This window comes from Pseudomonas sp. WC1, assembly GCF_050586565.1.
Classification (GTDB): Bacteria; Pseudomonadota; Gammaproteobacteria; order Pseudomonadales; family Pseudomonadaceae; genus Aquipseudomonas.
The window spans coordinates 76376-100480 of record NZ_JBOBDQ010000018.1 but is presented as its reverse complement, the minus strand read 5'-3'; the positions used below and the strand labels follow the sequence as shown (position 1 = coordinate 100480).

25 protein-coding genes are annotated in these 24105 nt (G+C 63.9%); 11 read left to right on the top strand and 14 right to left on the bottom strand.

Features of this window, described 5'->3' with window-relative positions; translation table 11 throughout:
* Positions 1-235: 235 nt before the first annotated feature.
* Positions 236-1435, bottom strand: a complete 1200-nt coding sequence (gene tyrS / locus ACQ4OD_RS11100; protein ID WP_139668103.1) for a tyrosine--tRNA ligase — start codon at positions 1433-1435, stop codon at positions 236-238.
* A 213-nt stretch (positions 1436-1648) separates the two neighbouring features.
* On the opposite strand from tyrS, the gene ACQ4OD_RS11095 reads away from it, so the two are divergent.
* Together ACQ4OD_RS11095 and ACQ4OD_RS11090 are read left to right on the top strand one after the other, a co-directional pair.
* Positions 1649-3064: a peptidoglycan DD-metalloendopeptidase family protein gene (locus ACQ4OD_RS11095; protein ID WP_430944287.1), complete on the top strand. Its 1416-nt coding sequence runs from the start codon at positions 1649-1651 to the stop codon at positions 3062-3064.
* A 4-nt stretch (positions 3065-3068) separates the two neighbouring features.
* Positions 3069-4160 (top strand): anhydro-N-acetylmuramic acid kinase, encoded by a 1092-nt coding sequence (locus ACQ4OD_RS11090; protein WP_430944286.1) that lies wholly within the window; start codon positions 3069-3071, stop codon positions 4158-4160.
* A gap of 46 nt (positions 4161-4206) precedes the next feature.
* Here the strand turns inward: ACQ4OD_RS11090 and erpA are convergent, their stop codons facing one another.
* Together erpA and argC are read right to left on the bottom strand one after the other, a co-directional pair.
* Complete coding sequence (erpA, locus tag ACQ4OD_RS11085) at positions 4207-4557, bottom strand: iron-sulfur cluster insertion protein ErpA (RefSeq protein ID WP_023629312.1); 351 nt, start codon at positions 4555-4557, stop codon at positions 4207-4209.
* A gap of 145 nt (positions 4558-4702) precedes the next feature.
* Complete coding sequence (gene argC, locus ACQ4OD_RS11080; RefSeq protein ID WP_023629311.1) at positions 4703-5737, bottom strand: N-acetyl-gamma-glutamyl-phosphate reductase; 1035 nt, start codon at positions 5735-5737, stop codon at positions 4703-4705.
* Between the two features lie 140 nt (positions 5738-5877).
* Between argC and hemJ the strand changes: the two genes are divergently transcribed.
* From hemJ to ACQ4OD_RS11045, 7 genes are all read left to right on the top strand, one after another.
* Positions 5878-6303, top strand: coding sequence for a protoporphyrinogen oxidase HemJ (gene hemJ / locus ACQ4OD_RS11075; RefSeq protein ID WP_139668099.1), 426 nt, complete (start codon positions 5878-5880; stop codon positions 6301-6303).
* Positions 6304-6332: 29 nt separating this feature from the next.
* Complete coding sequence (locus ACQ4OD_RS11070; protein ID WP_430944285.1) at positions 6333-7289, top strand: NAD(P)H-dependent flavin oxidoreductase; 957 nt, start codon at positions 6333-6335, stop codon at positions 7287-7289.
* Positions 7290-7340: 51 nt separating this feature from the next.
* On the top strand, positions 7341-8123 hold the full coding sequence (locus tag ACQ4OD_RS11065; RefSeq protein WP_110697510.1) for an SDR family NAD(P)-dependent oxidoreductase: 783 nt from the start codon (positions 7341-7343) through the stop codon (positions 8121-8123).
* Positions 8124-8187: 64 nt separating this feature from the next.
* Positions 8188-8526 carry a histidine triad nucleotide-binding protein gene (locus ACQ4OD_RS11060; RefSeq protein WP_139668093.1) on the top strand — a complete coding sequence of 113 codons (339 nt, stop codon included), beginning with the start codon at positions 8188-8190 and terminating at the stop codon, positions 8524-8526.
* 66 nt (positions 8527-8592) lie between these two features.
* Complete coding sequence (gene coq7, locus ACQ4OD_RS11055; RefSeq protein WP_023629307.1) at positions 8593-9240, top strand: 2-polyprenyl-3-methyl-6-methoxy-1,4-benzoquinone monooxygenase; 648 nt, start codon at positions 8593-8595, stop codon at positions 9238-9240.
* Positions 9241-9251: 11 nt separating this feature from the next.
* Positions 9252-10289, top strand: coding sequence for a DUF2157 domain-containing protein (locus ACQ4OD_RS11050; protein ID WP_198755843.1), 1038 nt, complete (start codon positions 9252-9254; stop codon positions 10287-10289).
* A gap of 14 nt (positions 10290-10303) precedes the next feature.
* On the top strand, positions 10304-10717 hold the full coding sequence (locus ACQ4OD_RS11045; protein WP_256659215.1) for a hypothetical protein: 414 nt from the start codon (positions 10304-10306) through the stop codon (positions 10715-10717).
* Between the two features lie 20 nt (positions 10718-10737).
* On the opposite strand, the gene ACQ4OD_RS11040 is transcribed toward ACQ4OD_RS11045, so the two are convergent.
* Positions 10738-11160 carry an OsmC family protein gene (locus ACQ4OD_RS11040; protein ID WP_430944284.1) on the bottom strand — a complete coding sequence of 141 codons (423 nt, stop codon included), beginning with the start codon at positions 11158-11160 and terminating at the stop codon, positions 10738-10740.
* 190 nt (positions 11161-11350) lie between these two features.
* Between ACQ4OD_RS11040 and crp the strand changes: the two genes are divergently transcribed.
* Positions 11351-11995, top strand: a complete 645-nt coding sequence (gene crp / locus ACQ4OD_RS11035) for a cAMP-activated global transcriptional regulator CRP (RefSeq protein ID WP_110697544.1) — start codon at positions 11351-11353, stop codon at positions 11993-11995.
* Here the strand turns inward: crp and ACQ4OD_RS11030 are convergent.
* The 4 genes from ACQ4OD_RS11030 to ACQ4OD_RS11015 all read right to left on the bottom strand — a co-directional run bounded on the left by ACQ4OD_RS11030 (position 11992) and on the right by ACQ4OD_RS11015 (position 15328).
* Positions 11992-12696 carry a lipoate--protein ligase family protein gene (locus ACQ4OD_RS11030; protein ID WP_198755841.1) on the bottom strand — a complete coding sequence of 235 codons (705 nt, stop codon included), beginning with the start codon at positions 12694-12696 and terminating at the stop codon, positions 11992-11994. The genes crp and ACQ4OD_RS11030 overlap by 4 nt on opposite strands.
* Positions 12697-12845: 149 nt before the next feature.
* Entirely contained in the window at positions 12846-13679 is an 834-nt protein-coding gene (trpC, locus tag ACQ4OD_RS11025) for an indole-3-glycerol phosphate synthase TrpC (RefSeq protein ID WP_430944283.1), read from the bottom strand.
* Positions 13676-14725 carry an anthranilate phosphoribosyltransferase gene (gene trpD / locus ACQ4OD_RS11020; protein ID WP_102685216.1) on the bottom strand — a complete coding sequence of 350 codons (1050 nt, stop codon included), beginning with the start codon at positions 14723-14725 and terminating at the stop codon, positions 13676-13678. The genes trpC and trpD overlap by 4 nt, the downstream gene beginning before the upstream one ends.
* Positions 14726-14734: 9 nt before the next feature.
* The gene (locus tag ACQ4OD_RS11015) at positions 14735-15328 is read right to left on the bottom strand and encodes an aminodeoxychorismate/anthranilate synthase component II (protein ID WP_046857364.1); all 594 of its coding nucleotides are present in this window, start codon (positions 15326-15328) and stop codon (positions 14735-14737) included.
* 373 nt (positions 15329-15701) lie between these two features.
* On the opposite strand from ACQ4OD_RS11015, the gene estP reads away from it, so the two are divergent.
* Complete coding sequence (estP, locus tag ACQ4OD_RS11010; RefSeq protein ID WP_430944282.1) at positions 15702-17603, top strand: esterase EstP; 1902 nt, start codon at positions 15702-15704, stop codon at positions 17601-17603.
* Positions 17604-17636: 33 nt separating this feature from the next.
* Here the strand turns inward: estP and trpE are convergent, their stop codons facing one another.
* The 6 genes from trpE to ACQ4OD_RS10980 all read right to left on the bottom strand — a co-directional run bounded on the left by trpE (position 17637) and on the right by ACQ4OD_RS10980 (position 24074).
* Positions 17637-19115, bottom strand: coding sequence for an anthranilate synthase component I (gene trpE, locus ACQ4OD_RS11005; RefSeq protein ID WP_198753814.1), 1479 nt, complete (start codon positions 19113-19115; stop codon positions 17637-17639).
* 70 nt (positions 19116-19185) lie between these two features.
* Positions 19186-20004 (bottom strand): phosphoglycolate phosphatase, encoded by an 819-nt coding sequence (locus ACQ4OD_RS11000; protein WP_198753813.1) that lies wholly within the window; start codon positions 20002-20004, stop codon positions 19186-19188.
* Complete coding sequence (rpe, locus tag ACQ4OD_RS10995) at positions 20001-20675, bottom strand: ribulose-phosphate 3-epimerase (protein ID WP_102685224.1); 675 nt, start codon at positions 20673-20675, stop codon at positions 20001-20003. The genes ACQ4OD_RS11000 and rpe overlap by 4 nt, the downstream gene beginning before the upstream one ends.
* Positions 20676-20826: 151 nt before the next feature.
* Positions 20827-21654, bottom strand: a complete 828-nt coding sequence (locus ACQ4OD_RS10990; protein ID WP_110697496.1) for an ABC transporter permease — start codon at positions 21652-21654, stop codon at positions 20827-20829.
* An 11-nt stretch (positions 21655-21665) separates the two neighbouring features.
* Positions 21666-22913: an ABC transporter permease gene (locus ACQ4OD_RS10985; protein WP_139668077.1), complete on the bottom strand. Its 1248-nt coding sequence runs from the start codon at positions 22911-22913 to the stop codon at positions 21666-21668.
* Positions 22914-23039: 126 nt separating this feature from the next.
* The gene (locus tag ACQ4OD_RS10980; RefSeq protein ID WP_430944281.1) at positions 23040-24074 is read right to left on the bottom strand and encodes an ABC transporter substrate-binding protein; all 1035 of its coding nucleotides are present in this window, start codon (positions 24072-24074) and stop codon (positions 23040-23042) included.
* Positions 24075-24105 lie beyond the last annotated feature (31 nt).

Genomic DNA, 24105 nt, shown 5'->3' with positions numbered 1-24105 from the left:
CTGATCGATCAACTCATTGATATTCAAGGAGTTTTTCGTTCCGATGTCGCTGGAAGTGGGGCGCATTATAAGGGGATCTGAAACCCCGTCAACCGTTAATTTCATAAAAATCAAAAAGATCGCGCCAGGTGCCCGCCGATGCCCTACCACCCTGACACCTATATAAGAAGCGCTAAAGCAAAAGCGGGGAGGCCTACCGGCCTCCCCGCTTCTATATAGCTACGCCTGCAGGCAATCACTCAGCCTTGAGGGTAACCCGAGCAAACGCCTTCTTGCCCGCCTGGCACACGTGGGTCGCGCCGAGCACAAACATGAAGTCACGGTCGACCACCTCACCATCCACCTTGACCGCGCCTGCGCCGAGCAGATCCCGCGCCTGTGCCGAGTTTTTCACCAGGCCAGCCCGGTTCAGCACGGCGGCGATCGGCAGATTTTCAGCAGCGGCCACTTCGATCTCCGGCAGGTCTTCTGGCAACTCGCCTTCCTTCATGCGGTTACCCGCAGCACGGTGCGCATTGGCCGCAGCCTCTTCACCATGGAAACGCGCCACGATTTCCTCGGCCAGCTTGATCTTGATGTCACGCGGGTTGGCGCCGTTCTCGACATCCGCCCGGAACTGATCGATCTCTTCCATCGAACGGAAGCTCAGCAGCTCGAAGTAACGCCACATCAAGGTATCGGGAATCGACACAAGCTTGCTGTACATCACCCCAGGGGCTTCCTGGATGCCGACATAATTGCCCAGCGACTTGGACATCTTCTTCACGCCATCCAGCCCTTCAAGCAGCGGCATGGTGACGATGTTCTGCGCCTCCTGGCCATAGGCGCGCTGCAGCTCGCGCCCCATCAGCAGGTTGAACTTCTGGTCGGTGCCACCCAGCTCGACATCGGCCTTCAAGGCAACGGAGTCGTAACCCTGCACCAGCGGATAGAGAAACTCATGGATCGCGATTGGCTGGTTGGTGGTGTAACGCTTGTCGAAGTCATCGCGTTCGAGCATGCGCGCCACGGTGTACTGCGAGGCCAGGCGAATAAAGTCGGCAGGCGTGAGCTTGTCCATCCAGGTGGAGTTGAACGCCACCTCGGTCTTCGCCGGGTCGAGAATCTTGAAGACCTGCTGCTTGTAGGTCTCGGCGTTGTCGAGCACCTGCTCGCGGGTCAGCGGCGGGCGAGTAGCGCTCTTGCCGCTCGGGTCGCCGATCATGCCGGTGAAGTCGCCGATCAGGAAGATGACCTGGTGGCCCAACTCCTGGAACTGACGCAGCTTGTTGATCAGCACCGTGTGCCCCAGGTGCAGGTCGGGCGCGGTTGGGTCGAAGCCCGCCTTGATGCGCAGCGGCTGGCCGCGCTTGAGCTTCTCCACCAGTTCCGACTCGACCAATACCTCTTCCGCACCGCGCTTGATAAGCGCCAGCTGCTCTTCAACCGACTTCATAGACAGACCCGCAACGCTAGGATTCAAGGGGAGCCAACCATACAAGATCGGCCATCAAATACAAGTTTCGCAACGGATTGTGACCCGAACGGCGCACCGCAACGTCTATGCGCCCTTGCGTGAGAATGGATTTGGTTATATTTTATACAGTTATTTCATCTTCATCATGTCATTCATCTTTTCCATTTCACCTTTTTCAAAGTCACCTTATCTATGACCAACGAAACGCCTAAAGCGCCCCCGCTTTATCCGAAAAGCCATCTGTTGGCCGCCAGCGGCATCGCCGCCCTTCTCAGTCTGGCTTTGCTGGTATTCCCGTCCAGCGAAGTGGAAGCCAAGAAAACCACCCTCAGCCTGGAGCTGGAAAGCCCGGCCGAACAGCTCAAGGACGAGTCTCGCGGCGCCCCGCTGGTACAGGCCGAGCAGAACAGCGACTCACCCTTCGCTCAGATCGAAGGTGCAGAACCCGAAACCGCCAAGGCGGAACCCGCTCCAGCCCCTGCGGCAAAACCGGAGGACAAGGCCCCGGGTCACCGCGAAGTGGTCGTCAGCCGCGGCGATACACTCTCGACCTTGTTCAACAAGGTCGGCCTGCCTGCCAACGTCGTTCACGACGTACTGGCCAGCAACAAGCAGGCCAAGCAGTTCAGCCAGCTCAAGCATGGCCAGGTGCTGCAATTCGAGCTGGACAAGGACGGCCAGCTGGCAAGCCTGCACAGCAAAGTCAGCAACCTCGAGACCATCCGCCTGAACCGCACCGACAAGGGCTTCGCCTTCGAGCGCGAGGTCAGCAAGCCGGTGGTGCGCACCGCCTACGCCCACGGCGTGATCAAGAGCTCGCTGTCCGCCTCCGCCCAGCGCGCTGGCCTGTCCCACAGCATGACCATGGACATGGCGCGCATCCTCGGCTACGACATTGATTTCGCCCAGGACATCCGCCCGGGCGACGAATTCGACGTGGTCTATGAGCAGAAGATGATGGACGGCAAGGTGGTCGGCGCCGGCAACATCCTCTCCGCCCGCTTCACCAACCGCGGCAAGACCTACACCGCCGTGCGCTACACCAACAAGCAGGGCAACACCAACTACTACACCGCCGACGGCAACAGCCTGCGCAAGGCGTTCATCCGTACCCCGGTGGATTTCGCCCGCATCAGCTCGCGGTTCTCTGCCGGCCGCAAGCACCCGATCCTCAACAAGATCCGCGCGCACAAGGGCGTGGACTACGCCGCGCCACGCGGCACGCCGATCAAGGCTGCAGGCGACGGTCGCATCGAACTCGCCGGCCGCCGTGGCGGCTACGGCAACACCGTGATCATCGCCCACGGCAACTCGTACAAGACGCTCTATGGCCACATGCAGGGCTTCGCGAAGGGCATCAAGACCGGCTCCAGCGTCAAGCAGGGGCAGATCATCGGCTACATCGGCACCACCGGCCTGTCGACCGGCCCGCACCTGCACTACGAGTTCCAGGTCAATGGCGTGCACGTCGACCCACTGAGCCAGAAGGTGCCGATGGCCGACCCGATCGCCAAGGCCGAGCGCCAGCGCTTCAACCAGCAGAGCCAGCCCCTGATTGCCCGCATGGATCAGGAAAAGGCCACTCTGCTCGCAGCCAACAAGCGCTGAGCCCATGGCGCTCTACCTGGGGGTGATGTCCGGCACCAGCCTCGATGGGCTGGACATCGCCCTGATCGAGCAAGACGAGCAGCTGCGGCTGCTCGCCACCCACTACATCCCCATGCCCGTCGACCTGCGCCAGGACCTGCTCGGCCTCTGCGCCAGCGGCCCCGACGAGATCGCCCGTGCCGCCCTTGCGGAGAACCGCTGGGCCACACTGGCCGCCCAGGGCATCAACCACCTGCTGGACGCCCAAGGCCTGGACCCCGAGGCCATTCGCGCCATCGGCAGCCACGGCCAGACTGTTCGCCATGAGCCGGCCCGCGGCTTCACCGTGCAAATCGGCAACCCCGCCCTGCTGGCCGAACTCACCGGCATCTGCGTGGTGGGCGACTTCCGCCGCCGCGACGTGGCGGCAGGCGGCCAGGGCGCTCCCCTGGTACCGGCATTTCACGAGGCCTTGTTCGGGCATCTCGGCCAGTGCCTGGCGATCCTCAACGTAGGCGGTTTCAGCAACCTCAGCCTGGTCGAGCGGGACCAACCGGTACATGGCTTCGACTGCGGGCCGGGCAATGTGTTGCTGGATGCCTGGATCGAGCGCAAGCAAGGCCAGGCCTTTGATGCCAATGGCGCCTGGGCGGCCAGCGGCTGCGTGCAGCACGGCCTGTTGAACGCGCTGCTGAGCGATCCGTTCTTCGCCGGCAGCGGCCCGAAGAGCACCGGACGCGAGGTGTTCAACCTGCCATGGCTGGATGCCCACCTGGCCCGGCTACCCGCTTATCGCGACGAAGACGTCCAGGCCACGCTGCTGGAGCTGACGGCCCACACCATCATCGACTCGCTACGCCAAGCTCAGTCAGGGACTGAAGCCCTACTGGTCTGCGGTGGTGGCGCCCGCAACGGCGTCCTCATGGCTCGCCTGGCCGCCCTGCTGCCTGGGGCGAAGGTTGCCAGCACCGCCGCGCATGGCGTGGACCCCGACTGGGTGGAGGCCATGGCCTTCGCGTGGCTGGCCCATTGCTGTCTGGAAGGCATTCCCGCCAATCGGCCCAGTGTGACCGCCGCCAGAGGCCTGCGTATCCTCGGCGCGATCTACCCCGCCTGAATGCAAAACGCCGCGCAAATGCGCGGCGTTTTTTTGCCCGACCTGATCAGATCGAGAACGACGAACCGCAACCGCAGGTGGTGGTGGCGTTCGGGTTCTTGATCACGAAGCGCGAGCCTTCCAGCCCCTCCTGGTAATCCACCTCGGCGCCGGCCAGGTACTGGTAGCTCATCGGGTCGACGACCAGTGCAACGCCTTCGCGCTCGACGATGGTGTCGTCATCGGCCACGTCCTCATCGAAGGTGAAGCCGTACTGGAAGCCCGAGCAACCGCCGCCGGTCACGAACACACGCAGCTTCAGCCGGTCGTTGCCCTCTTCGCTGACCAAGGTCTTCACCTTGTGCGCAGCCCCGGGGGTGAACTCCAAAGCCGTGGGGGTGAAGGATTCGACGCTCATGTTGATTCTCCCGGCGCAGTGCCGCCATAAAACTCGATGGGGCGTATTATCCGCTTGTCCGAGAAAATCGGTCAAGAATTGTGCGGCTTTAGTCGGCCCCACGAAAAAGGCCCGCACGCGGCGGGCCTTGGCGACGTACGCTGGCTTACGGCAGCAGGCCCGCGTGGGACAGGCCCATGCGTTCATCCAGGCCGAACAGGATGTTGAGGTTCTGCACCGCCTGGCCCGACGCGCCCTTGACCAGGTTGTCGATCACCGACAGCACCACCACCAGGTCACCGCCCTGCGGCCGGTGCACGGCGATGCGGCAGACGTTGGCACCACGCACGCTGCGGGTTTCCGGGTGGCTGCCGGCGGGCATCACGTCGACGAACGGTTCATTGGCATAGCGCTTCTCGAACAGCGCCTGCAGGTCGACAGAAGTGTCGGCGACCGTCGCATAGAGCGTGGCATGGATGCCGCGGATCATCGGCGTCAGGTGCGGCACGAAGGTCAGGCCGATATCCTTGCCGGCTGCCTGGCGCAGGCCCTGGCTGATCTCCGGCAGGTGACGGTGGCCCTTGACCGCGTAGGCCTTCATGCTTTCACCAGCCTCGCAGAACAGCGAGCCGACAGCGGCACCACGCCCGGCACCGCTGACGCCCGACTTGCAGTCGGCGATCAGCCGCGACGGATCGGCCAAGCCAGCCTCCAGAAGGGGCAGGAAGCCGAGCTGGGTGGCGGTCGGATAGCAACCCGGCACCGCGATCAGCTGCGCCTGGCGGATCTTCTCGCGATTCACCTCAGGTAAACCGTAGACCGCGTCCTTGAGCAACTCTGGGGCGCCGTGAGGCTGGCCGTACCACTTGCCCCACTCGACAGCGTCCTGCAGGCGGAAGTCGGCGGACAGGTCGATGACCTTGGTCCCGGCGGCCAGCAGCTCGCCGGCCAAGGCGTGGGCGACACCATGGGGCGTGGCGAAGAACACTACATCGCAGGCCGCCAGGGTCTTGCTGTCCGGAACGCTGAACGCCAGGCCGTCGTAGTGGCCGCGCAGGTTCGGATACATGTCGGCAACCGCCACGCCCGCCTCGGAGCGCGAAGTGATGACCGCCACTTCGGCCTGTGGGTGCTGCGCCAGCAGACGCAGCAGTTCGACACCGGTGTAACCCGTGCCGCCGACGATACCGACCTTGATCATGACGCTTGCCCCTTATCAACGAGACCACTGGAAAGCGCACGATAATAGGGGGCCAAGGCGCCTGTAACAACTCTTGGGATGACCCTTCGGCCCCTTGGCCTCTACTATCTGACGACCGTGAAAACCTGAAGGAACTCCCCATGCTCTATCTATGGATCAAGGCGCTGCATATCGTCAGCGTGGTCTGCTGGTTCGCCGGCCTGTTCTACCTGCCACGGCTGTTCGTCTATCACGCCCAGAGCCAGGACAGCATCAGCCTCGAGCGCTTCGTGACCATGGAGCGCAAGCTGTACCGGGGCATCATGAACCCGGCGATGATCGCCACCTATGTGTTTGGCGGCTGGATGCTGTACCTGAACCCCGGCTGGCTGAGCCAGGGCTGGCTGCACGCCAAGCTCACCCTGGTCGCGCTGCTCACCGTCTACCATCACATGTGCGGCGCCCAGCGCAAACGCTTCGCCGCCGGCACCAATACCCGCAGCCACGTGTACTACCGCTGGTTCAACGAAGCACCGGTGCTGATGCTGCTGGGCATCGTAATTCTCGTGGTGGTCAAACCGTTCTGACGATATCCACCGCCTACAGGAGTTTCACCATGTCCCTGCCCGCCTCGCTCGCAAAACACCTGCGCCTGCCTCTGGTCGCGGCGCCGATGTTCCTGATCTCCAACCCCCGGCTTGTGCTGGCCTGTTGCGCCAATGGCGTGGTGGGCAGCTTCCCGGCCCTGAACCAGCGTGACAGTGCAGGGTTCAAGGCCTGGCTGGAGGAGATCGATGCAGGGCTGGCCGAATTGCAGGCACCCGCACCCTATGCGGTCAATCTCATCGTGCACCCGAGCAACCCGCGTCTGCCGGCCGACCTCGCACTGTGCGTCGAGCATCGGGTCCCCATCGTCATCACCAGCCTTGGCGCAGTGAAGGAGGTGGTCGACGCGGTGCACGGCTATGGCGGCCTGGTGTTCCATGACGTGACCACCCGCCGCCACGCAGAGAAGGCCGCAGAGGCAGGTGTCGACGGGCTGATCGCCGTGGCGGCCGGGGCCGGGGGCCATGCCGGCACCTGGAGTCCGTTCGCCCTGGTTGCGGAGATCCGCCAGTTCTTCGACAAGACCCTGCTGCTGGCGGGCTGCCTCAACCATGGCCACGAACTGCTGGCCGCGCAATTGCTGGGGGCGGACCTGGGCTACATGGGCACACGCTTCATCGCTACCCGCGAGAGCCAGGCCCAGGACGCCTACAAGCAGATGATCCTGGGCGCTGGTGCGGCCGATATCGTGCATACCCCGGCGGTGTCCGGCATCCCCGCCAGCTTCCTGCGCCAGAGCCTAGAGCAGGCCGGGTACGACCTGGCCGCACTCAAGAGCAGCCACGAGACCGGCAAGCTCAAGCCGCTGGACGATGAAGCCAAGGCCTGGAAGACCGTGTGGTCAGCCGGCCAGGGTGTCGGCGAAATCCATGACCTGCCCACTGCCGGTGACCTGATCGGGCGCTTGCAGGACGAATACCGAGCGGCCCTCGAACGCAGCCAGCAGCTGCACAGCAACGCCTTGTAGCAAAACGGCCACGCTGTACACTAGGCGCCCCTTTCGCCCCAGGAGCCTTGCATGACCCGTTACGCCATGATCACTGGTGCTTCCAGCGGCCTGGGCCTGGCCCTGGCGGAGGCTCTGGCACGGCGCGGGCGCAACCTGATCCTGGTGGCACGCCAGCGCGAAACGCTGGAACCGGTGGCCATCGAACTCACCCAACGCTTTGGCGTGGAAGTGCTGTTCCGTGCCTGCGACCTCAGCCAACCCTTGCGCCTGTCGGGCTTCGTGCTTGAGCTGGAGGAAGGCGAGCGGCGTATCGACCTTCTGGTCAACTGCGCGGGGCAGCGCACCTACGGGCCATTCCTGGCGCATGAATGGGCCGATGAGCAGGACCTGCTCGAGGTCAACATCCTCGCGCTCAGTCGCCTGTGCCATGCCATCGGCAACCTGATGGCGATCCAAGGTGGCGGGCAGATCCTCAATGTCGCGGGACTTGCCGGCGTCGCCCCCGGGCCGTGGATGGCTGCCTATGCGGCCAGCAAGGCCTATGTGCTGAGTTTTTCCGAGGCGTTGCGCGAAGAGCTGAAACGTACCGGGATCAAGGTATCGGTGCTGTGCCCCGGACCGGTGCGCTCAGCCAGACGTCGCATTCCCCGGCTGGAAGGCAACACCCGCTGCCTGAGTCCCGAAGAAATCGCCCTGTATACAGTGCGCGCCCTGGACAAGAACCGCGCTCTGATCCTGCCCGGCAGGCGCAACCGCTGGCTGGCCTTCGCCCCACGGCTGCTACCGCGCTGGCTGGCGCGCAAGCTGGCCGGCGTTATCCATCGGCGCTACTGCCCGGTCGGCATGGAATAGCCACTGGGCGAGCAGCGCGGGGCTCAGTACACTCAGCCCGGACACTCACCATGGAGCAAGTGCTGTGGAGACTATCTTCACCAAGATCATCAACCGGGAGATCCCGGCAAAGATCATCTACGAGGACGACCAGGTTCTGGCCTTCCACGATATCGCCCCCCAAGCGCCAGTGCATTTTCTGGTCATTCCGAAAAAAGCCATCCGCACCCTCAACGACCTGACCGAAGCGGATAAAAGCCTGGCTGGCCACATACTGTTCACCGCCCAGCGCCTAGCCAGGGAACTCGGCTGTGAAGAGGGCTTCCGCGTGGTGATGAACTGCAACGAGTTGGGCGGCCAGACCGTCTACCACATCCACATGCACGTGCTTGGCCAGCGCCAGATGCACTGGCCGCCGGGCTGATCCAAGGCAAGCCCGCCCAAGGGTATTGAGGTAGACTGTCGGGCATCACTTCAGCGGAGGTGCCCGATGGCTACCGAACGTCACTACTCGCCGCTCGACCGCTTGTTGCTGCAGGCCGATACCGCCATGCGCACCTTGCTGCCCTTCAGCGGCCAACCCGCCCGCCCCTCGCCGGCCATCGTCCAGCCGGACGCCGAGCTCGATGAGCAGCAGTCCCGCCATATCGCCGGCCTGATGCGCATCAACCACACCGGCGAAGTCTGCGCCCAGGCGCTGTACCAAGGCCAGGCCCTGACCGCCAAGCTGCCCCAGGTGCGCAAGGCCATGGAGCATGCTGCCGAAGAAGAAATCGACCACCTGGCCTGGTGCGAGCAACGTATTCGCCAGCTGAATAGCCACCCCAGCGTGCTCAACCCGGTGTTCTACGGCCTGTCGTTCGGCATCGGCGCCCTCGCCGGGCTGGTCAGCGACAAGGTCAGCCTGGGCTTCGTCGCCGCCACCGAGCATCAGGTGTGCAAGCACCTGGACGAACACCTGGAGCAGATCCCCGAGAACGACGGCAAGTCCCGCGCCATCCTCGAACAGATGCGCGTCGACGAGGAACACCATGCCGAGTCCGCGCTGGAAGCCGGCGGCTACCGCTTCCCGGCGCCCGTGCGCTTTGGCATGAGCCTGCTGGCCAAGGTCATGACCAAGAGCACCTACCGTATCTGAGGTTTCCCCGCATGGACCGCTTCGACGCCAGGGACCTGGCTCGCGCCGTGACTGCCGGCATCCTGCAGCCCGGCCAAGACCAGGCCCTGCTGGCGTTCCTGCGCCAGCAACCGCCCAGCCGTGCCAGCTTCCAGCTGGCCCACGTCGCCTTCTACCTGGGCGCGCTGCTGATCATGGGCGCCATGGGCTGGATGCTCACCGAGGCCTGGATGCGCATCGGCGACGGCGCGCTGCTGGCTTTCGCCTTGCTGTATATCGTCGGTATCACCCTGTTCGCCCTCTCCCTGCAGCGTCGCGCCCAACCCATTGCCGCCGGCGTGCTGGCGGCTGTGGCCGTAAGCATCGTGCCGCTGGCGGTATTCGCCATCGAGCGGTTGGTCGGCTGGTGGCCGCTGAACGACATCAGAGGTGGCTACGACTGGTACTTCACCCATGTACAGGGTGGCTGGGTGGTGATGGAGGTGGCGACGGTACTCGCCGGCCTGCTGATGCTGCGCCTGATTCCCTTCCCGTTCATCGTCATGCCGATTGCCGTGGCGCTGTGGTTCATGTCCATGGACCTCAGCGAATGGTTCCACGGCGAGGTATTCACCTGGGAGCAACGGCGCACGGTATCGCTGTGGTTCGGCCTTGGCCTGCTGCTGGTGTTCCTCGTGGTCGACGGGCGCACCAAGCGCGACTATGCCTTCTGGGGTTATCTCGCCGGGCTGGCGGCATTCTGGGGTGGGTTGACGCTGATGAACAGCGCCAGTGAATGGGGCAAATTCCTCTATTGCCTGATCAACCTGGGACTGATGGGCCTGGCGGTGTTGCTGCGCCGGCCGGTATTCATGGTCTTTGGCGCGATGGGCGTGGCGGTCTACCTCGGGCATCTTTCCCACGAGGTGTTCGCCGATTCGCTGTTGTTCCCGGTGGTACTCAGCTTGATCGGCCTGGGTGTGATCGCCCTGGGCGTGCTCTACCAGAAACGCCGCGAGGCAATGAGCGAGCAGCTTCGAGCAAGATTGCCCGCCGGCCTGTTGCAGTGGCTGCCAGCGCTGCGTCGTTGATCATGCGCTTGGCGATGACCCGATTGCTGCAGAGCCTGGCGCTGGCCCTGGTCGCCTACCTGTTCGTCTGCCTGATGCTCGCCAGCGTCGGGCAAGATCCTTTCAGCCTGGAGCTGCCAACGCTCACCGACCCCGAAAGCAACAGCACCGTCGAACTGTTGCTGGGTACATTACCCGGGCAATTGCTGTTCCTGCTGCTCGGTGGCTTTGTTGTCAGCCGCCGGTTGCTGGTCGGCATGTTCGTACTGGCCGGCATCATCACGGCGTGGCTGCAGTGCGCGCTGTTTGCCGAGCACTTCGGCACCACCTGGAGCAACCTTGAAATCCTCATGTTGCTCGGCGTGAATACGCCGTGGCTGTTGCTCGCGCTGGTCCCCGGGCTGGTGTTGCTGCTGGGCGCCGAACGCCTGCGCCAGCAAAGCGCCTGACGGTCAGGCGCCAGGGGCTTTCAACCGAGCTCGATGATTTCGTAACCGTGGGTGATCTCCACACCGGCACGCTCGAGCATGATCGACGCCGAGCAGTACTTCTCGGCCGACAGTTCCACTGCGCGCTTGACCTGCGCCTCTTTCAGCCCTCGCCCTTTGACCACGAAGTTCATGTGGATCTTGGTGAACACCTTGGGGTCTTCACCGGCACGCTCGGCTTCGAGGAAGGCTTCGCAGCTCTCCACGGCCTGGCGGGATTTCTTGAGGATGCTGACCACGTCGAAGCTGCTGCAGCCACCCAGGCCAAGCAGGAGCATTTCCATCGGGCGCACGCCCAGGTTGCGGCCTCCTGCTTCGGGGGGCCCGTCCATGACCACGACGTGGCCACTCCCCGACTCGCCGAGGAACATCGCTTCACCGGCCCACTGGATGCGTGCCTTCATCAATCCGGACTCCCGATCTCGTAAAAGGGTGTCAGCTTAGACCTTGTGAGGCTGTCGGAAAAGCTCAAGCCGCGGCGCTTTTGTGCCGATTCAAGTTGAAGTGTCTGATAAGCTGGCGCCAAATGACTGGCGCATGCTGCCAGGCAGCCTCTATAAAAAGCCAATGCGTCGCATCGAACAGGATTTCGTGATGGTCTCCTCAGCCCTGCCACCCAAGATCAAGAACATCGACAAGCTGCTGGCCCACTGCCAGCGCCGTCGCTACGCCGCCAAGAGCAACATTATCTGCGCGGGTGACCGGGCCGAGACCTTGTCGTTCATCATCAAGGGCTCGGTGACCATCCTTATCGAGGACGACGACGGCCATGAGATGATCATCGCCTACCTCAACAGCGGCGACTTCTTCGGCGAGCTGGGGCTGTTCGAGCCGGTCGGCCAGGAGCATCAGCGCAGCGCCTGGGTCCGCGCCAAGACCGAGTGCGAAGTGGCCGAGATCGGTTACGACAAGTTCCGCGAGCTGGCGCGCCTGGAGCCGGACATCCTCTACGCCCTGGGCAGCCAGATGGCCCAGCGCCTGCGCAACACCACGCGCAAGGTCGGCGACCTGGCGTTCTTCGACGTTACCGGCCGCGTCGCCCGCTGCCTGCTCGACCTGTGCAAGCAGCCTGATGCCATGACCCACCCCGATGGCATGCAGATCAAGATCACCCGCCAGGAGATCGGCCGTATCGTCGGTTGTTCACGGGAGATGGTCGGCCGCGTGCTAAAGGACCTCGAGGAACGCAGCCTGGTGCAGGTCAAGGGCAAGACCATGGTGGTCTACGGCACCCGTTAGTCTGTCGGCAGCGCCGCGAGCACCTGCGCATAAGCCTGGTTCAGACGCTCGGACCAGGGCGCGGCGGGTGCCACTTCGTGCAGGGCAATATGGCTGTCGGCGCGGCAGCGCTGCGGCAGATCGCAGCATTCATTGAAGCGGTTGACCGCCGCGACCATCGATTCGCGCTCGTTGTCCAGTAACAACGCACCATGCACCAGCACCACCGGCCGTTTGCCGCCCAGGCCCTGACGCCAGCGCTGGGCCGTGCCGACCAGCTTGCGGCCATTGAGGTTGACATTGTAGCGGCCATCACAGAAGGCGCCGTCGATCTCGCCCACCGAGGCCACACCGCCCCATTCGCGCAAGACATCGCACAGCGGCAGGCACAGCCGCTCGTAGGCGTTCTCGATGCGGCCATGGTCGCCTTCGCTGCGCGGCGCGACGTAGACCAGTGCCACGTTCACGGTTGCATGGGATTGCGGCACAGGCTCGCCACCGGTTTCGCGCAGCAGCACCGGCCAACCGGCAATGGCCAGTTCGGCGCAGGCAGCCTCGAAGTTATCCAGGCGACTCATCCGACGGGGCATGACCAGGGCATGGTCGGTAGGGCGCCAGAACAATACACCGGATTCGCGCTCGCCACGGCAGACGGCGGCCAGCAGGTCCTGCTCGGCATGCAGGCCTTGTTCAACGGTGAGGGCTAGAGGTTGATCGCTCATCGAGCCACCTTGCGTGTTGGATTCACCGGCCTCATCGCGGGGCAAGCCCGCTCCCACGCCAATACGGGACAACGTGGGAGCGGGCTTGCCCCGCGATGAGGCCGGTACAGGTATGAAAAAGCCGGCAAAAACGCCGGCTTTCGGTTCGATCAGTCCAGTTGCTGAACAGTCTTCTTCACTTGCTCGGGGAAGAACAGCCGCTGCAGCTCCAGCCCTGGCTGCTCTGCGCGCATGAACGCCTCGCCGACCAGGAAGGAGTACACCTCGCTGATTTCCATCAGCTCGACATCGGCCCGGTTGAGGATGCCGCTTTCGGTAATCGCCAGACGGTCACGCGGGATGCGCGGCAGCAGGTCGAGGGTGGTTTCCAGGCTGACCTCGAAGGTATGCAGGTTGCGGTTGTTGACCCCGACCAGCGGTGTGTCGAGGGTCTTCAGCGCACGCTCCAGTTCATCGCCGTCATGCACTTCGACCAGCACGTCGAGGCCGACGTCCTTGGCCGTGGCCGCCAGCTCCGCCATTTTCACGTCGTCTAGCGCCGACACGATCAACAGCACGCAGTCGGCACCCAAGGCGCGGGCCTCGACGATCTGATAAGGATCGACCATGAAGTCCTTGCGGATCACCGGCAGCGAAACGGCGGCACGCGCCTGCTGCAGGTAGATGTCAGCGCCCTGGAAGTAGTCCACGTCGGTCAGCACCGACAGGCAGGTTGCGCCACCCCTCTCATAGCTGACGGCAATTTCCGCCGGCGCGAAGTTTTCGCGGATGACGCCCTTGCTCGGCGAAGCCTTCTTGATTTCGGCGATGACCGCCGGCTGCTTGCGCCTGGCCTGCTCGATCAGGGCATTGGCAAAGCCACGCGGGGCATCGGCCGCCTTGGCCAGGCGCTCGAGCTCACCCAGGCTGACCCGCGCGCTGCGCTCGGCCACTTCCTGGAACTTGCGGGCGATGATCCTTTCCAGCACCGTCGGTACACTCATGCTTCGTTCTCCACCTTGAATACCGCGGTAAAGGCGCCCAGCTCCTGGAGTTTTTCCCAGGCCAAGCCGGTGTGCAGGACATCGTGAGCCAGCTCGACACCCTGGGCCAGGGTCATCGCGTGATCCGCGGCATACAGCGCCGCGCCAGCGTTGAGCACGATCATCTCGGCGGCCTTCTGGCCGTTCTCGGTCTTGCGCCGGCCCAGGGCATCGCGGATCAGTTCCAGCGAGGCCTGCGGGCCCTCGACCGCCAGGCCATGGAGGCTCTGGCTCTTCATGCCGAGGTCTTCCGGCTCGACCCAATACTCGGTGATCTGGTCGTTCTTCAGTTCAGCGACAAAGGTTGGCGCAGCCAGGCTGAACTCGTCCAGGCCATCCTTGGAGTGCACCACCAGCACATGCTTGCTGCCCATGCGCTGCAGCACTTCGGCCAATGGGCGGCACAGGGCCTGGGTGAACACGCCGACCACCTGGTGCTTCACACCGGCCGGATTCGTAAGCGGGCCGAGCATGTTGAACAAGGTACGCAGCCCCAGTTCGCGACGCGGGCCAGCGGCGTGCTTCATCGCGGTATGGTGGGTCTGGGCGAACATGAAGCCGATACCGAGGCTGTCGATGCAGCGGGCCACCTGCACCGGGGTCAGGTTAAGGTAGATGCCGGCAGCTTCCAGCAGGTCGGCGCTGCCGCTCTTGCCGGAGACGGCGCGGTTGCCATGCTTGGCCACCGTGCAGCCCGCAGCCGCCAGCACGAAGGCCGAGGCGGTGGACACGTTGAAGATGTTGGCGCCGTCGCCACCGGTGCCGACGATGTCGACCACGCCGTCGAGGGTCTTGAGCTCGACCTTGTCGGCCAGCTCACGCATCACCGACACCGCGCCGACGATCTCGTCGATGCTCTCGCTCTTCATGCGCATGCCCATGAGGAAGGCGCCGATCTGCGCCTCGCTGCACTGGCCGGTCATGATCTGGCGCATGACGTCGCGCATTTCCTCGGTGGACAGGTCCAGGTGGCCGACAATGCGGCTCAAAGCGGTCTTGATTTCCATGATCGGTCCTTAACGGCGTCCGCCGGTCTGCTTGAGGAAGTTGGCGAACAGCTCGTGTCCCTGCTCGGTGAGGATGGATTCCGGGTGGAACTGTACCCCCTCCACGTTCAGGGTTTTATGACGCAGGCCCATGATCTCGTCGACGGAGCCGTCTTCATGCGCGGTCCAGGCGGTCACTTCCAGGCAGTCGGGCAACGTGTCGCGCTTGACCACCAGCGAGTGGTAGCGGGTCACGGTGAGCGGATTGTTCAGGCCAGCGAACACACCCAGGTCGCGGTGGAACACCGGGCTGGTCTTGCCGTGCATCACCTGGCGGGCACGCACCACGTCACCGCCATAGGCCTGGCCGATGGACTGGTGGCCCAGGCACACGCCGAGGATCGGCAGCTTGCCGGCAAAGTGCAGGATGGCCTCGATGGACACACCGGCCTCGCTCGGCGTGCAGGGGCCCGGGGAGACGACGATGCGTTCGGGGTTCAGGGCTTCGATCTGGGCGATGGTCATTTCGTCATTGCGAATGACCTTGACCTCGGCACCGAGCTCGCCGAGGTACTGCACGACGTTGTAGGTGAAGGAGTCGTAGTTGTCGATCATCAGTAACATCTGGAACGAACCTCTTGAATACTGACTTTTGATTCGAGCCTTCCCTGCTGCCATGGGCGCGGGAAAATTCCGCGGTGAGCGGCGGGTAAAGCGAAAGGAAGGCAAACAGGAGCGGGCCGGGCATGCCGGCAAGAGATAAAGTCAGGCGCGCCAACGCCAACGGGCGACGGCCTTGATAACGCGCATCAAGAGTTTGCTGACGATCAACACGGGGTAGGTCTCGTTCATACGTCAGGGCACAGTAGCCTACCGGGGCGACGGGCGCAATACGCCCTTAAACACGGGGAAACCAATGCGATGGTGGGCGAAGACCGGCGATTTGCTAAGGTCATGCGGCTTGCTTCGATAAAAACAACGAAAAGGATATTCATGCATGCGCAAGACTCCCTTCCTGTACTCCGCCCTCGGCATCCTCGCCCTGGCTTGCAGCCAGGCGATGGCCGGCCCCTCCCCTTATTCATCGCTCATCGTCTTCGGCGACAGCCTCAGTGATGCCGGGCAGTTTCCCGACCTGACCGGCGGCACGCCAGGCATGCGTTTCACCAACCGCGATGCCGATGGCAACTACGCGCCCGTATCGCCGATGATCCTGGGGGGCAGGCTGGGCTTTTCGGGAACTGCCCTGGGGCCCTCTACATCAGTCACCAACCAGCTACAAGGCACGCCCGACGGCAACAACTGGGCCGTCGGCGGCTACACCACCCAGCAGATCCTCGACTCGATCACCGACACTTCGAAAGCCGTCATCCCGCCCGGGCGCCCTGGCGCAGGGGTGGTTCTGCGCGAGCGTGACGGTTACCTGGCCAACGGCCTGCGCGCCGATCCCAATGCCCTGTACTACCTGACCGGTGGCGGCAACGACTTCCTCCAGGGCCTGGTCAACAGCCCCGCTACCGCTGCCGCAGCTGGCGCCCGCCTGGCGGCCAGCGCCCAGGCGCTGCAACAGGGCGGAGCGCGCTACATCATGGTCTGGCTGCTGCCAGACCTGGGACAGACACCGAACTTCAGCGGCACGCCCCAGCAAGGGCCGCTGTCGCAACTTTCCAGCGTGTTCAACCAGTCGCTGGTCAGCCAGCTCGGGCAGATCGACGCCGAGATCATCCCACTCAACATCCCCACTCTGCTGCAGGAGGCCCTCACCAGCCCCGCCCAGTTCGGCCTGGCCGCCGACCAGAACCTGGTCGGCACCTGCTACAGCGGCGACGGCTGCGTGGGCAACCCGGTCTACGGGCTGAACGGCACGACCCCGGACCCGACCCGGCTGCTGTTCAACGACTCGGTGCACCCGACCATCGCCGGCCAGCAGTTGATCGCCGACTATGCCTATTCGATCCTGGCCGCGCCGTGGGAGCTTACCCTGCTCCCGGAAATCGCCCACGCCAGTATCCGCGCCCACCAGGATGAACTGCGCAACCAGTGGCAGACCCCCTGGCAGGCCGTCGGTCAATGGCAGGCCTTCGTCGCCACCGGCGGCCAGGACCTGGACTTCGGCAGCCAGCGCAGCGCCGCCAGTGGTGACGGGCGCGGCTACAACCTGACCCTCGGCGGCAGCTACCGGCTCGACGAAGCGTGGCGCGTGGGGCTGGCGGCCGGCGTGTACCGGCAAAAGCTCGAGGCGGGCCAGGATGACTCGGATTACAAGCTCGACAGCTACCTTGCCAGCGCCTTCGCTCAGTTCCGCCAGGATCGCTGGTGGGCTGATGCGGCATTGACCGCCGGTCACCTGGATTACCGCGACCTCAAGCGCACCTTCGCCCTGGGTGTGAACGACCGCAGCGAGAAAGGCGACACCGATGGCGAGGCCTGGGCCGTCACCGGCCGGGTGGGCTACAACCTGGCACCCGATAGCAGCCACTGGCAACTGGCGCCGTTCATCAGTGCCGACTATGCGCGGGTCAAGGTCGATGGCTACGACGAGAAGAGCGGCCGCTCCACGGCACTCGGTTTCGACGATCAGGAACGTACATCACGCCGGCTCGGAGCCGGCCTGCTGGGTAGCGTGCAACTGCTGCCGACGACAAAGCTGTTTGCCGAGGTGGCCCGCGAGCATGAGTTCGAGGATGACCAGCAGGACTTGCGCATGCACCTGACCAGCCTGCCGGCGAACGACTTCACCCTCACCGGCTATACACCGGACAGCAACCTGACGCGGGCTAGCCTGGGGGTGAGCCATGAACTGGTGCCGGGGGTGAACCTGCGGGGGAACTACAACTGGCGCAAGAGTGATGAGTTGCGCCAGCAGGGAGTGAGCGTGGCGTTGAGCCTGGACTTCTGAGTTGTCGGGGGCCGCGCCGCGGCCCCGATCAACCTACTTGGAGGTTTGCTCGGCCAGCGCCACCGCGCGGAACATCGCCCGGCGCTTGTTGATGGTTTCTTCCCACTCCAGCGCCGGAACCGAGTCGGCGACGATGCCGCCACCGGCCTGCACATGCAGTTCGCCGTCCTTGATCACCGCAGTGCGGATGGCGATGGCGGTATCCATGTTGCCGTTCCAGGCAAAGTACCCCACCGCGCCACCGTAGACGCCGCGCTTGACCGGCTCCAGCTCGTCGATGATTTCCATGGCGCGGATCTTCGGCGCGCCGGAGAGGGTACCGGCCGGCAGAATCGCCCGCAGCGCGTCCATGGCCGTCAGCCCCTCGCGCAGCTGGCCGGTGACGTTGGACACGATATGCATGACGTTAGAGTACCGCTCGATGACCATCTTCTCGGTCAGGCGCACGCTGCCGGTGGCGGACACGCGACCCACGTCGTTGCGGCCCAGGTCAATGAGCATCAGGTGCTCGGCGATCTCCTTGTCATCCGACAGCAGGTCGTCTTCCAGGGCCCGGTCGGCTTCTTCGGTGGCGCCACGCGGGCGGGTACCGGCGATCGGGCGCACGGTCACCAGGTTGTCTTCGACCCGCACCAGCACTTCCGGCGAGCTGCCCACCACATGGAAGTCGCCGAAATTGAAGAAGTACATGTACGGCGTCGGGTTGAAGCAACGCAGCGCCCGGTAAAGGTCGATGGGCGCGGCCTTGAAGTCGATGGACATGCGCTGGGATGGCACCACCTGCATGCAGTCGCCGGCCAGGATGTACTCCTTGATCCGGCCCACCGCGCTTTCGTAGTCGGCACGGGTGTAGCTGGAGCGGAACTCGGGTTCGGCTGCCTGTGGCCCGCTCAAGTCCAGGCCGCGGCGCGGGGTGATCGGCTGGCGGAGGGTGTCCAGCAAACCTTGCAGGCGGGCCTGGCCCTGCTCGAACGCTTGTTCTTCGGCGGGATCAACCAGCACGATCGCATGCATCTTGCCGGCCAGGTTGTCGAACACCACTACCGCGTCGGAGACCATCAGCAGGATATCCGGCACGCCCAGCGGATCGGGGTTGGGGCTGGCGCCCAGGCGTTTTTCCACATAACGCACGCAGTCGTAGCCGAAGTAACCGACCAAGCCACCATTGAAACGCGGCAAGCCTGGGATGTCAGCGACCTTGTAACGGTCCTTGAACGCCTCGACGAAAGCCAGCGGGTCTTCGACGTCGTGGCTTTCCACCTCGACGCCATCCTGCAGGATGCTCACATGGTAGCCATGCACACGCATGACGGTGCGCGACGGCAGGCCGATCATCGAGTAGCGGCCCCATTTCTCGCCACCTTGCACGGACTCGAGCAGGTAGGAGTTGGGCTGGTCAGCCAGTTTCAGGTAGATCGACAGCGGCGTGTCGAAGTCAGCCAGGGTTTCGCAGGCCAGGGGGATGCGGTTGTAGCCGGCAGCAGCCAGGCGCAGGAATTCTTCGCGGGTCATGTGTAGCCTCGTGGCAAGCAGCAATGGGGTCGGGCAAACGGACGTACCGGCAGGCGCCGGCGGGCGGGAGTCAGGCGCGCCAGCGCCAGCGGGCCAGGGCCTTGATGACTTTCATCCAGAATTTGCCAGTAACCACCACGTCGTTGTCTCTGCTTTGCGGGGCTTGAAGGTCCGCCAACGTTATCCCAGTGTCGGTGACTAAGCAACCGGGCAGCAGCAGGCGCAGGTCGCTGAGCACCAGGCTGGGCGACTCCTCGTCGATGGGGCGGCCATGGTTGTAGCCATAGCTCAGGCCGACGCACTGCACACCCGCGGCCTTGGCGGCAAGCACATCGCTGCGCGAATCGCCAACGAACAGCGCCTGCTCGGCGCTGACGCCGGCCATTTTCATGACGAACAGCAGTGCTGCCGGATCGGGTTTCTTCTGTGGCAGGGTGTCGCCGCCGATGATCCAGCGGAAGTAGCGCCCGATCTTCATCTGGTCGAGCAAAGGGGCAACGAAACGCTCGGGCTTGTTGGTGATCAGCGCCATTTCCACACCCTGCTTGCGCAACCAGCGCAGGGTGTCGCGCACGCCGGGGTAGACCACGGTGAGTTCATGGTTGTCGGCATAGGCCTCCATGAACAGCGCCAGCGCGCGCTCGGCCAGCGCATCGTCCACCGCGGCGTGATCAATACCGCCGGCCAGGGCCCGGCGCACCAGCACCTGGGCGCCGTTGCCGACCCAGTGGCGCACAGCCTCCAGGCCTGCAGGCGGTCGCCCGAGTTCGAGCAGCGTGCGGTCGACGGCTGCGGCCAGGTCAGGTACCGAATCGATCAGGGTGCCATCCAGATCGAACATCACCAGCCTGGGCAGTGTCCCCGGGAACAGCTGCTCGAAGCCGCTCATGCGCGTGCCAGCGCCATTTCGGCACGCATCTTGTCGATGACTTCCTTGTAATCCGGGGCATTGAAGATCGCCGAGCCGGCGACGAAGGTGTCAGCGCCGGCGGCGGTGATCTCGCGAATGTTGTTGACGTTCACGCCACCGTCGATCTCCAGGCGGATGTCACGACCGCTGGCGTCGATCAGGGCACGGGCTTCGCGCAGCTTGTCGAGGGTGCCGGGGATGAACTTCTGGCCGCCGAAACCTGGGTTGACGCTCATCAGCAGAACCATGTCGATCTTGTCCATCACGTACTTCAGCGCATCCAGGCTGGTAGCCGGGTTGAACACCAGGCCGGCCTTGCAACCGCCGTCCTTGATCAGTTGCAGGGAACGGTCGATGTGCTGCGTGGCTTCCGGGTGGAAGGTGATGTAGGTGGCGCCGGCCTCGATGAAGTCGCCGATGATGCGGTCGACCGGGCTGACCATCAGGTGCACGTCGATGGGTGCGGTCACGCCGTACTTGCGCAGGGCGCTGCAGACCATCGGGCCGATGGTCAGGTTGGGCACGTAGTGGTTGTCCATGACATCGAAGTGGACGATGTCGGCCCCGGCGGCCAGGACCTTGTCGACGTCCTCGCCCAGGCGGGCGAAATCGGCGGACAGAATGGAGGGGGCAATAGCGTAGGGCTGCATGGCGCACCTGTTGGGCAGAATCACAGTGGCGCGCATTGTAACTCAGGGAAGCGGATCGGGGCTGATTGGTATCAACGCCGGCGCAGCAGATGGTCGAACGGATGGCGTGGGAGCGGCGATGCGGCGACCCCACGTCACCCGCGTCGAAGATTCAACCTGGCTGCTGGGTCCTCAGCTTTTCGCTGCGCCCGCGCAGCCACTCCAGGGTCAGCAGCAGGACCACCGAAAAGGCGATCAACAAGGTCGCTGCCGCGGCGATGGTCGGGCTCAGGTTCTCGCGGATACCGCTGAACATCTGCCGTGGCAGGGTCGCCTGCTCGGGCCCGGCAAGGAACAGGGTCACCACCACCTCATCGAACGACGTGGCAAAGGCGAACAGCGCCCCGGAGATCACTCCGGGGGCGATCAACGGCAAGGTCACCCGACGGAAGGCCAGCAGTGGCGAGGCCCCGAGGCTCGCCGCCGCACGTACCAGGTTGTAGTTGAACCCCTGCAGCGTGGCCGACACGGTGATAATCACGAACGGTACACCCAGCACCGCATGCACCAGAATCAGCGAGGTGAAGCTGTTGCCCATGCCCAACGGGGCGAAGAACAGGTAGCTGGCGACGCCAATGATCACCACCGGCACCACCATCGGCGAGATCACCAGCGCCATCACCAGCGACTTGCCGGGGAAGTCGCCACGGGTCAGGCCGATGGCGGCCAGGGTGCCGAACACCATGGCCAGCAGCGTGGCTGCCGGGGCAACGATGATGCTATTCTTCAGGGCGCGCATCCATTCGGCGGAGGCGAAGAAGTCCTGGTACCAGTGCAGCGAGAAGCCTTGCAGCGGATAGACCAGAAAGCTCCCGCTGTTGAACGACAGCGGGATGATCACCAGCACCGGTAACACCAGGAACAGCAGGATCAGGCCGCACAGTATGCGCAGGCTGTAGAACCACACCCGCTCCACGGGCGACATGTAAGGGCTCAGCATGACAAGGCTCCTCAGCTCAGGCGCAGGCGGCTGGCGCCGACCAGCCAGCTATAGATCAGGTACAGCAGCACGGTCGCCAGCAGCAACAGCCCGCCGAGCGCGGTGGCCATGCCCCAGTTGATGCTGGTGTTGGTGTAGAAGGCGACGAAGTAGCTGACCATCTGGTCGTTCGGGCTGCCCAGCAGCGCCGGGGTGATGTAGTAGCCGATGGCCAGGATGAACACCAGCAGGCAGCCGGCGCCGACTCCGGCGTAGGTCTGCGGGAAGTACACCCGCCAGAAACTGGCGAACGGGTGGCAGCCGAGGGAGATCGCCGCGCGCATGTAGCTGGGCGAGATACCTTTCATCACGCTGTACAGCGGCAGGATCATGAACGGCAACAGGATGTGCACCATGGAGATGTACACGCCGGTACGGTTGAACACCAGCTCCAGCGGCTGGTCGATGATGCCCATGGCCATCAGCGCACTGTTGATCAGCCCGCCTGACTGCAACAGCACGATCCAGGCCGCCACCCGCACCAGGATGGAGGTCCAGAACGGCAGCAGCACCAGGATCATCAGCAGGTTGCTCTGCCGGGTCGGCAGGTTGGCCAGCAGGTACGCCAGGGGATAGGCCAGCAACAGACAGATCACGGTGATCACCACACCCATCCACAGGGTGCGAGCGAAGATGTCCAGGTAGATGGCCTGGTCGGGGGTGGCCCTGGCCAATTCACCCAGGTCGTCGATACGGTGGTCCAGCGCGGCCAGCAGGTAGAACGGCGTGACACTGCTGGTGTTGCGACGGATCGCCTGCCAGTAGGCAGGATCGCCCCAGCGCTCGTCGAGCGTCTGCAAGGCTTCCTTATAGGAGGCAGGCTCGGCCTTGAACGGCAGCGCCCGCGCAGTCTTGGCCAACAGGCTGCGGTAACCGGCCAGCTCCATGTTCAGGCGCTTGGAAAGGTCACCCAGGGTCTGTTTCTTGCGAGACTCGGCAAGGTCTTGGCTCAGGGCCTTGTAGACCTCCTCGCCCGGCAGGCTCTTGCCGTCCCACTGCGTCACTGCCTCGACGGTGCGCGGCAGGCCGGCGACCACCTCGGGGTTGCCGACGCTTTTGTACAGCAGTGCCGCGATCGGCACCAGGAACACCAGCAGGAGGAACAACGCCAGCGGCGCGATCAACGCCTGGGCCTTCCAGCGGTTGACCCGCTCGGCATGCTTGAGGCGCTGCTTGAGGCTTTTACCCGCGCCTTCGTTGAGGGGCACTGCAATGGCCATGGCGAACTCCGCGATACAGGCTGAAATTGGGGCTGCTGCGCAGCCCATCGCCGGCAAGCCGGCTCCCACAAGTACTGCACAGGTTTTATGGGAGCCGGCTTGCCGGCGATGAAGGCTCCAGATGGTTTACTTCTTCGCCGCCCAGGCGTTGAAGCGTTGCTCCAGCTGTTCGCTGTTGTCGGCCCAGAAGGCCACGTCGATCTGCACCTGGTTGGCAATGTTCTCGGGCGTGGTCGGCATGTCCTTCTTCACCTCGGCCGACAGCAGATCCACCGCCTTGCTGTTGGCCGGGCCATAGGCGATGTTCTCGGAGTAGGTCTTCTGCTGCTCGGGCTGGACGGTGTAGGCGATGAATTTCTTCGCCTCTTCCACATCCTTGGCACCTTTCGGAATGGCCCAGGCGTCGAAGTCGTAGATACCGCCGTTCCACACCACCTTGAGATTGCTTTCTTTCTGCACCGCGGCGATACGGCCGTTGTAGGCCGAGCTCATGACCACGTCACCCGAGGCCAGGTACTGTGGCGGCTGGGCGCCAGCTTCCCACCACTGGATGCTCGGCTTGAGCTCGTCGAGCTTTTTGAAGGCTCGGTCCACACCTTCCTTGGTGCCCAGCACCTTGTACACCTCTTTCGGCGCGACGCCGTCAGCCATCAAAGCGAACTCGAGGGTGTACTTGGCGCCCTTGCGCAGGCCGCGCTTGCCCGGGAATTTCTTGGTATCCCAGAAATCGGCCCAGCTGGCAGGCGCGCTCTTGAGTTTGTCGGCGTTGTAGGCCAGCACCGTGGACCAGACGAAGAAGCCCACGCCGCACGGTTGAATGGCGCCGGGCACGTAGTCGCCTTCATTACCGAACAGTGCGGGGTCGAGCTCTTCGAACATACCTTCATCGCAACCCCGGGCCAATTCCGGCGACTCCACCTCGACCAGGTTCCAGCTGACGCTCTTGGTGTCGACCATGGCTTTGACCTTGGCCATCTCACCGTTGTACTCACCGGCGACGATCTTGCCCTTGCCCGCCTTTTCCCATGGCTCGTAGAACGCCTTGGTCTGGGCCGCCTTGTTGGCACCGCCGAAGGAAATCACGGTCAGGTCGGCCGCCATGGCCTGGCCGGCGGCGAACAGGCCAAGGGCCAGGGCGGTCAGTTTCAACTGCTTGCGCATTATTATTCTCTCCACAGTTCAGGGTTGGTAA

Bases quoted from the DNA above. Each gene is read 5' to 3' on its own strand.
- tyrS (WP_139668103.1), bottom strand. From the start codon at position 1,435: ATGAAGTCGGTTGAAGAGCAGCTGGCGCTTATCAAGCGCGGTGCGGAA.
- ACQ4OD_RS11095 (WP_430944287.1), top strand. From the start codon at position 1,649: ATGACCAACGAAACGCCTAAAGCGCCCCCGCTTTATCCGAAAAGCCAT.
- ACQ4OD_RS11090 (WP_430944286.1), top strand. From the start codon at position 3,069: ATGGCGCTCTACCTGGGGGTGATGTCCGGCACCAGCCTCGATGGGCTG.
- erpA (WP_023629312.1), bottom strand. From the start codon at position 4,557: ATGAGCGTCGAATCCTTCACCCCCACGGCTTTGGAGTTCACCCCCGGG.
- argC (WP_023629311.1), bottom strand. From the start codon at position 5,737: ATGATCAAGGTCGGTATCGTCGGCGGCACGGGTTACACCGGTGTCGAA.
- hemJ (WP_139668099.1), top strand. From the start codon at position 5,878: ATGCTCTATCTATGGATCAAGGCGCTGCATATCGTCAGCGTGGTCTGC.
- ACQ4OD_RS11070 (WP_430944285.1), top strand. From the start codon at position 6,333: ATGTCCCTGCCCGCCTCGCTCGCAAAACACCTGCGCCTGCCTCTGGTC.
- ACQ4OD_RS11065 (WP_110697510.1), top strand. From the start codon at position 7,341: ATGACCCGTTACGCCATGATCACTGGTGCTTCCAGCGGCCTGGGCCTG.
- coq7 (WP_023629307.1), top strand. From the start codon at position 8,593: ATGGCTACCGAACGTCACTACTCGCCGCTCGACCGCTTGTTGCTGCAG.
- ACQ4OD_RS11050 (WP_198755843.1), top strand. From the start codon at position 9,252: ATGGACCGCTTCGACGCCAGGGACCTGGCTCGCGCCGTGACTGCCGGC.
- ACQ4OD_RS11045 (WP_256659215.1), top strand. From the start codon at position 10,304: ATGACCCGATTGCTGCAGAGCCTGGCGCTGGCCCTGGTCGCCTACCTG.
- ACQ4OD_RS11040 (WP_430944284.1), bottom strand. From the start codon at position 11,160: ATGAAGGCACGCATCCAGTGGGCCGGTGAAGCGATGTTCCTCGGCGAG.
- crp (WP_110697544.1), top strand. From the start codon at position 11,351: ATGGTCTCCTCAGCCCTGCCACCCAAGATCAAGAACATCGACAAGCTG.
- ACQ4OD_RS11030 (WP_198755841.1), bottom strand. From the start codon at position 12,696: ATGAGCGATCAACCTCTAGCCCTCACCGTTGAACAAGGCCTGCATGCC.
- trpC (WP_430944283.1), bottom strand. From the start codon at position 13,679: ATGAGTGTACCGACGGTGCTGGAAAGGATCATCGCCCGCAAGTTCCAG.
- trpD (WP_102685216.1), bottom strand. From the start codon at position 14,725: ATGGAAATCAAGACCGCTTTGAGCCGCATTGTCGGCCACCTGGACCTG.
- ACQ4OD_RS11015 (WP_046857364.1), bottom strand. From the start codon at position 15,328: ATGTTACTGATGATCGACAACTACGACTCCTTCACCTACAACGTCGTG.
- estP (WP_430944282.1), top strand. From the start codon at position 15,702: ATGCGCAAGACTCCCTTCCTGTACTCCGCCCTCGGCATCCTCGCCCTG.
- trpE (WP_198753814.1), bottom strand. From the start codon at position 19,115: ATGACCCGCGAAGAATTCCTGCGCCTGGCTGCTGCCGGCTACAACCGC.
- ACQ4OD_RS11000 (WP_198753813.1), bottom strand. From the start codon at position 20,004: ATGAGCGGCTTCGAGCAGCTGTTCCCGGGGACACTGCCCAGGCTGGTG.
- rpe (WP_102685224.1), bottom strand. From the start codon at position 20,675: ATGCAGCCCTACGCTATTGCCCCCTCCATTCTGTCCGCCGATTTCGCC.
- ACQ4OD_RS10990 (WP_110697496.1), bottom strand. From the start codon at position 21,654: ATGCTGAGCCCTTACATGTCGCCCGTGGAGCGGGTGTGGTTCTACAGC.
- ACQ4OD_RS10985 (WP_139668077.1), bottom strand. From the start codon at position 22,913: ATGGCCATTGCAGTGCCCCTCAACGAAGGCGCGGGTAAAAGCCTCAAG.
- ACQ4OD_RS10980 (WP_430944281.1), bottom strand. From the start codon at position 24,074: ATGCGCAAGCAGTTGAAACTGACCGCCCTGGCCCTTGGCCTGTTCGCC.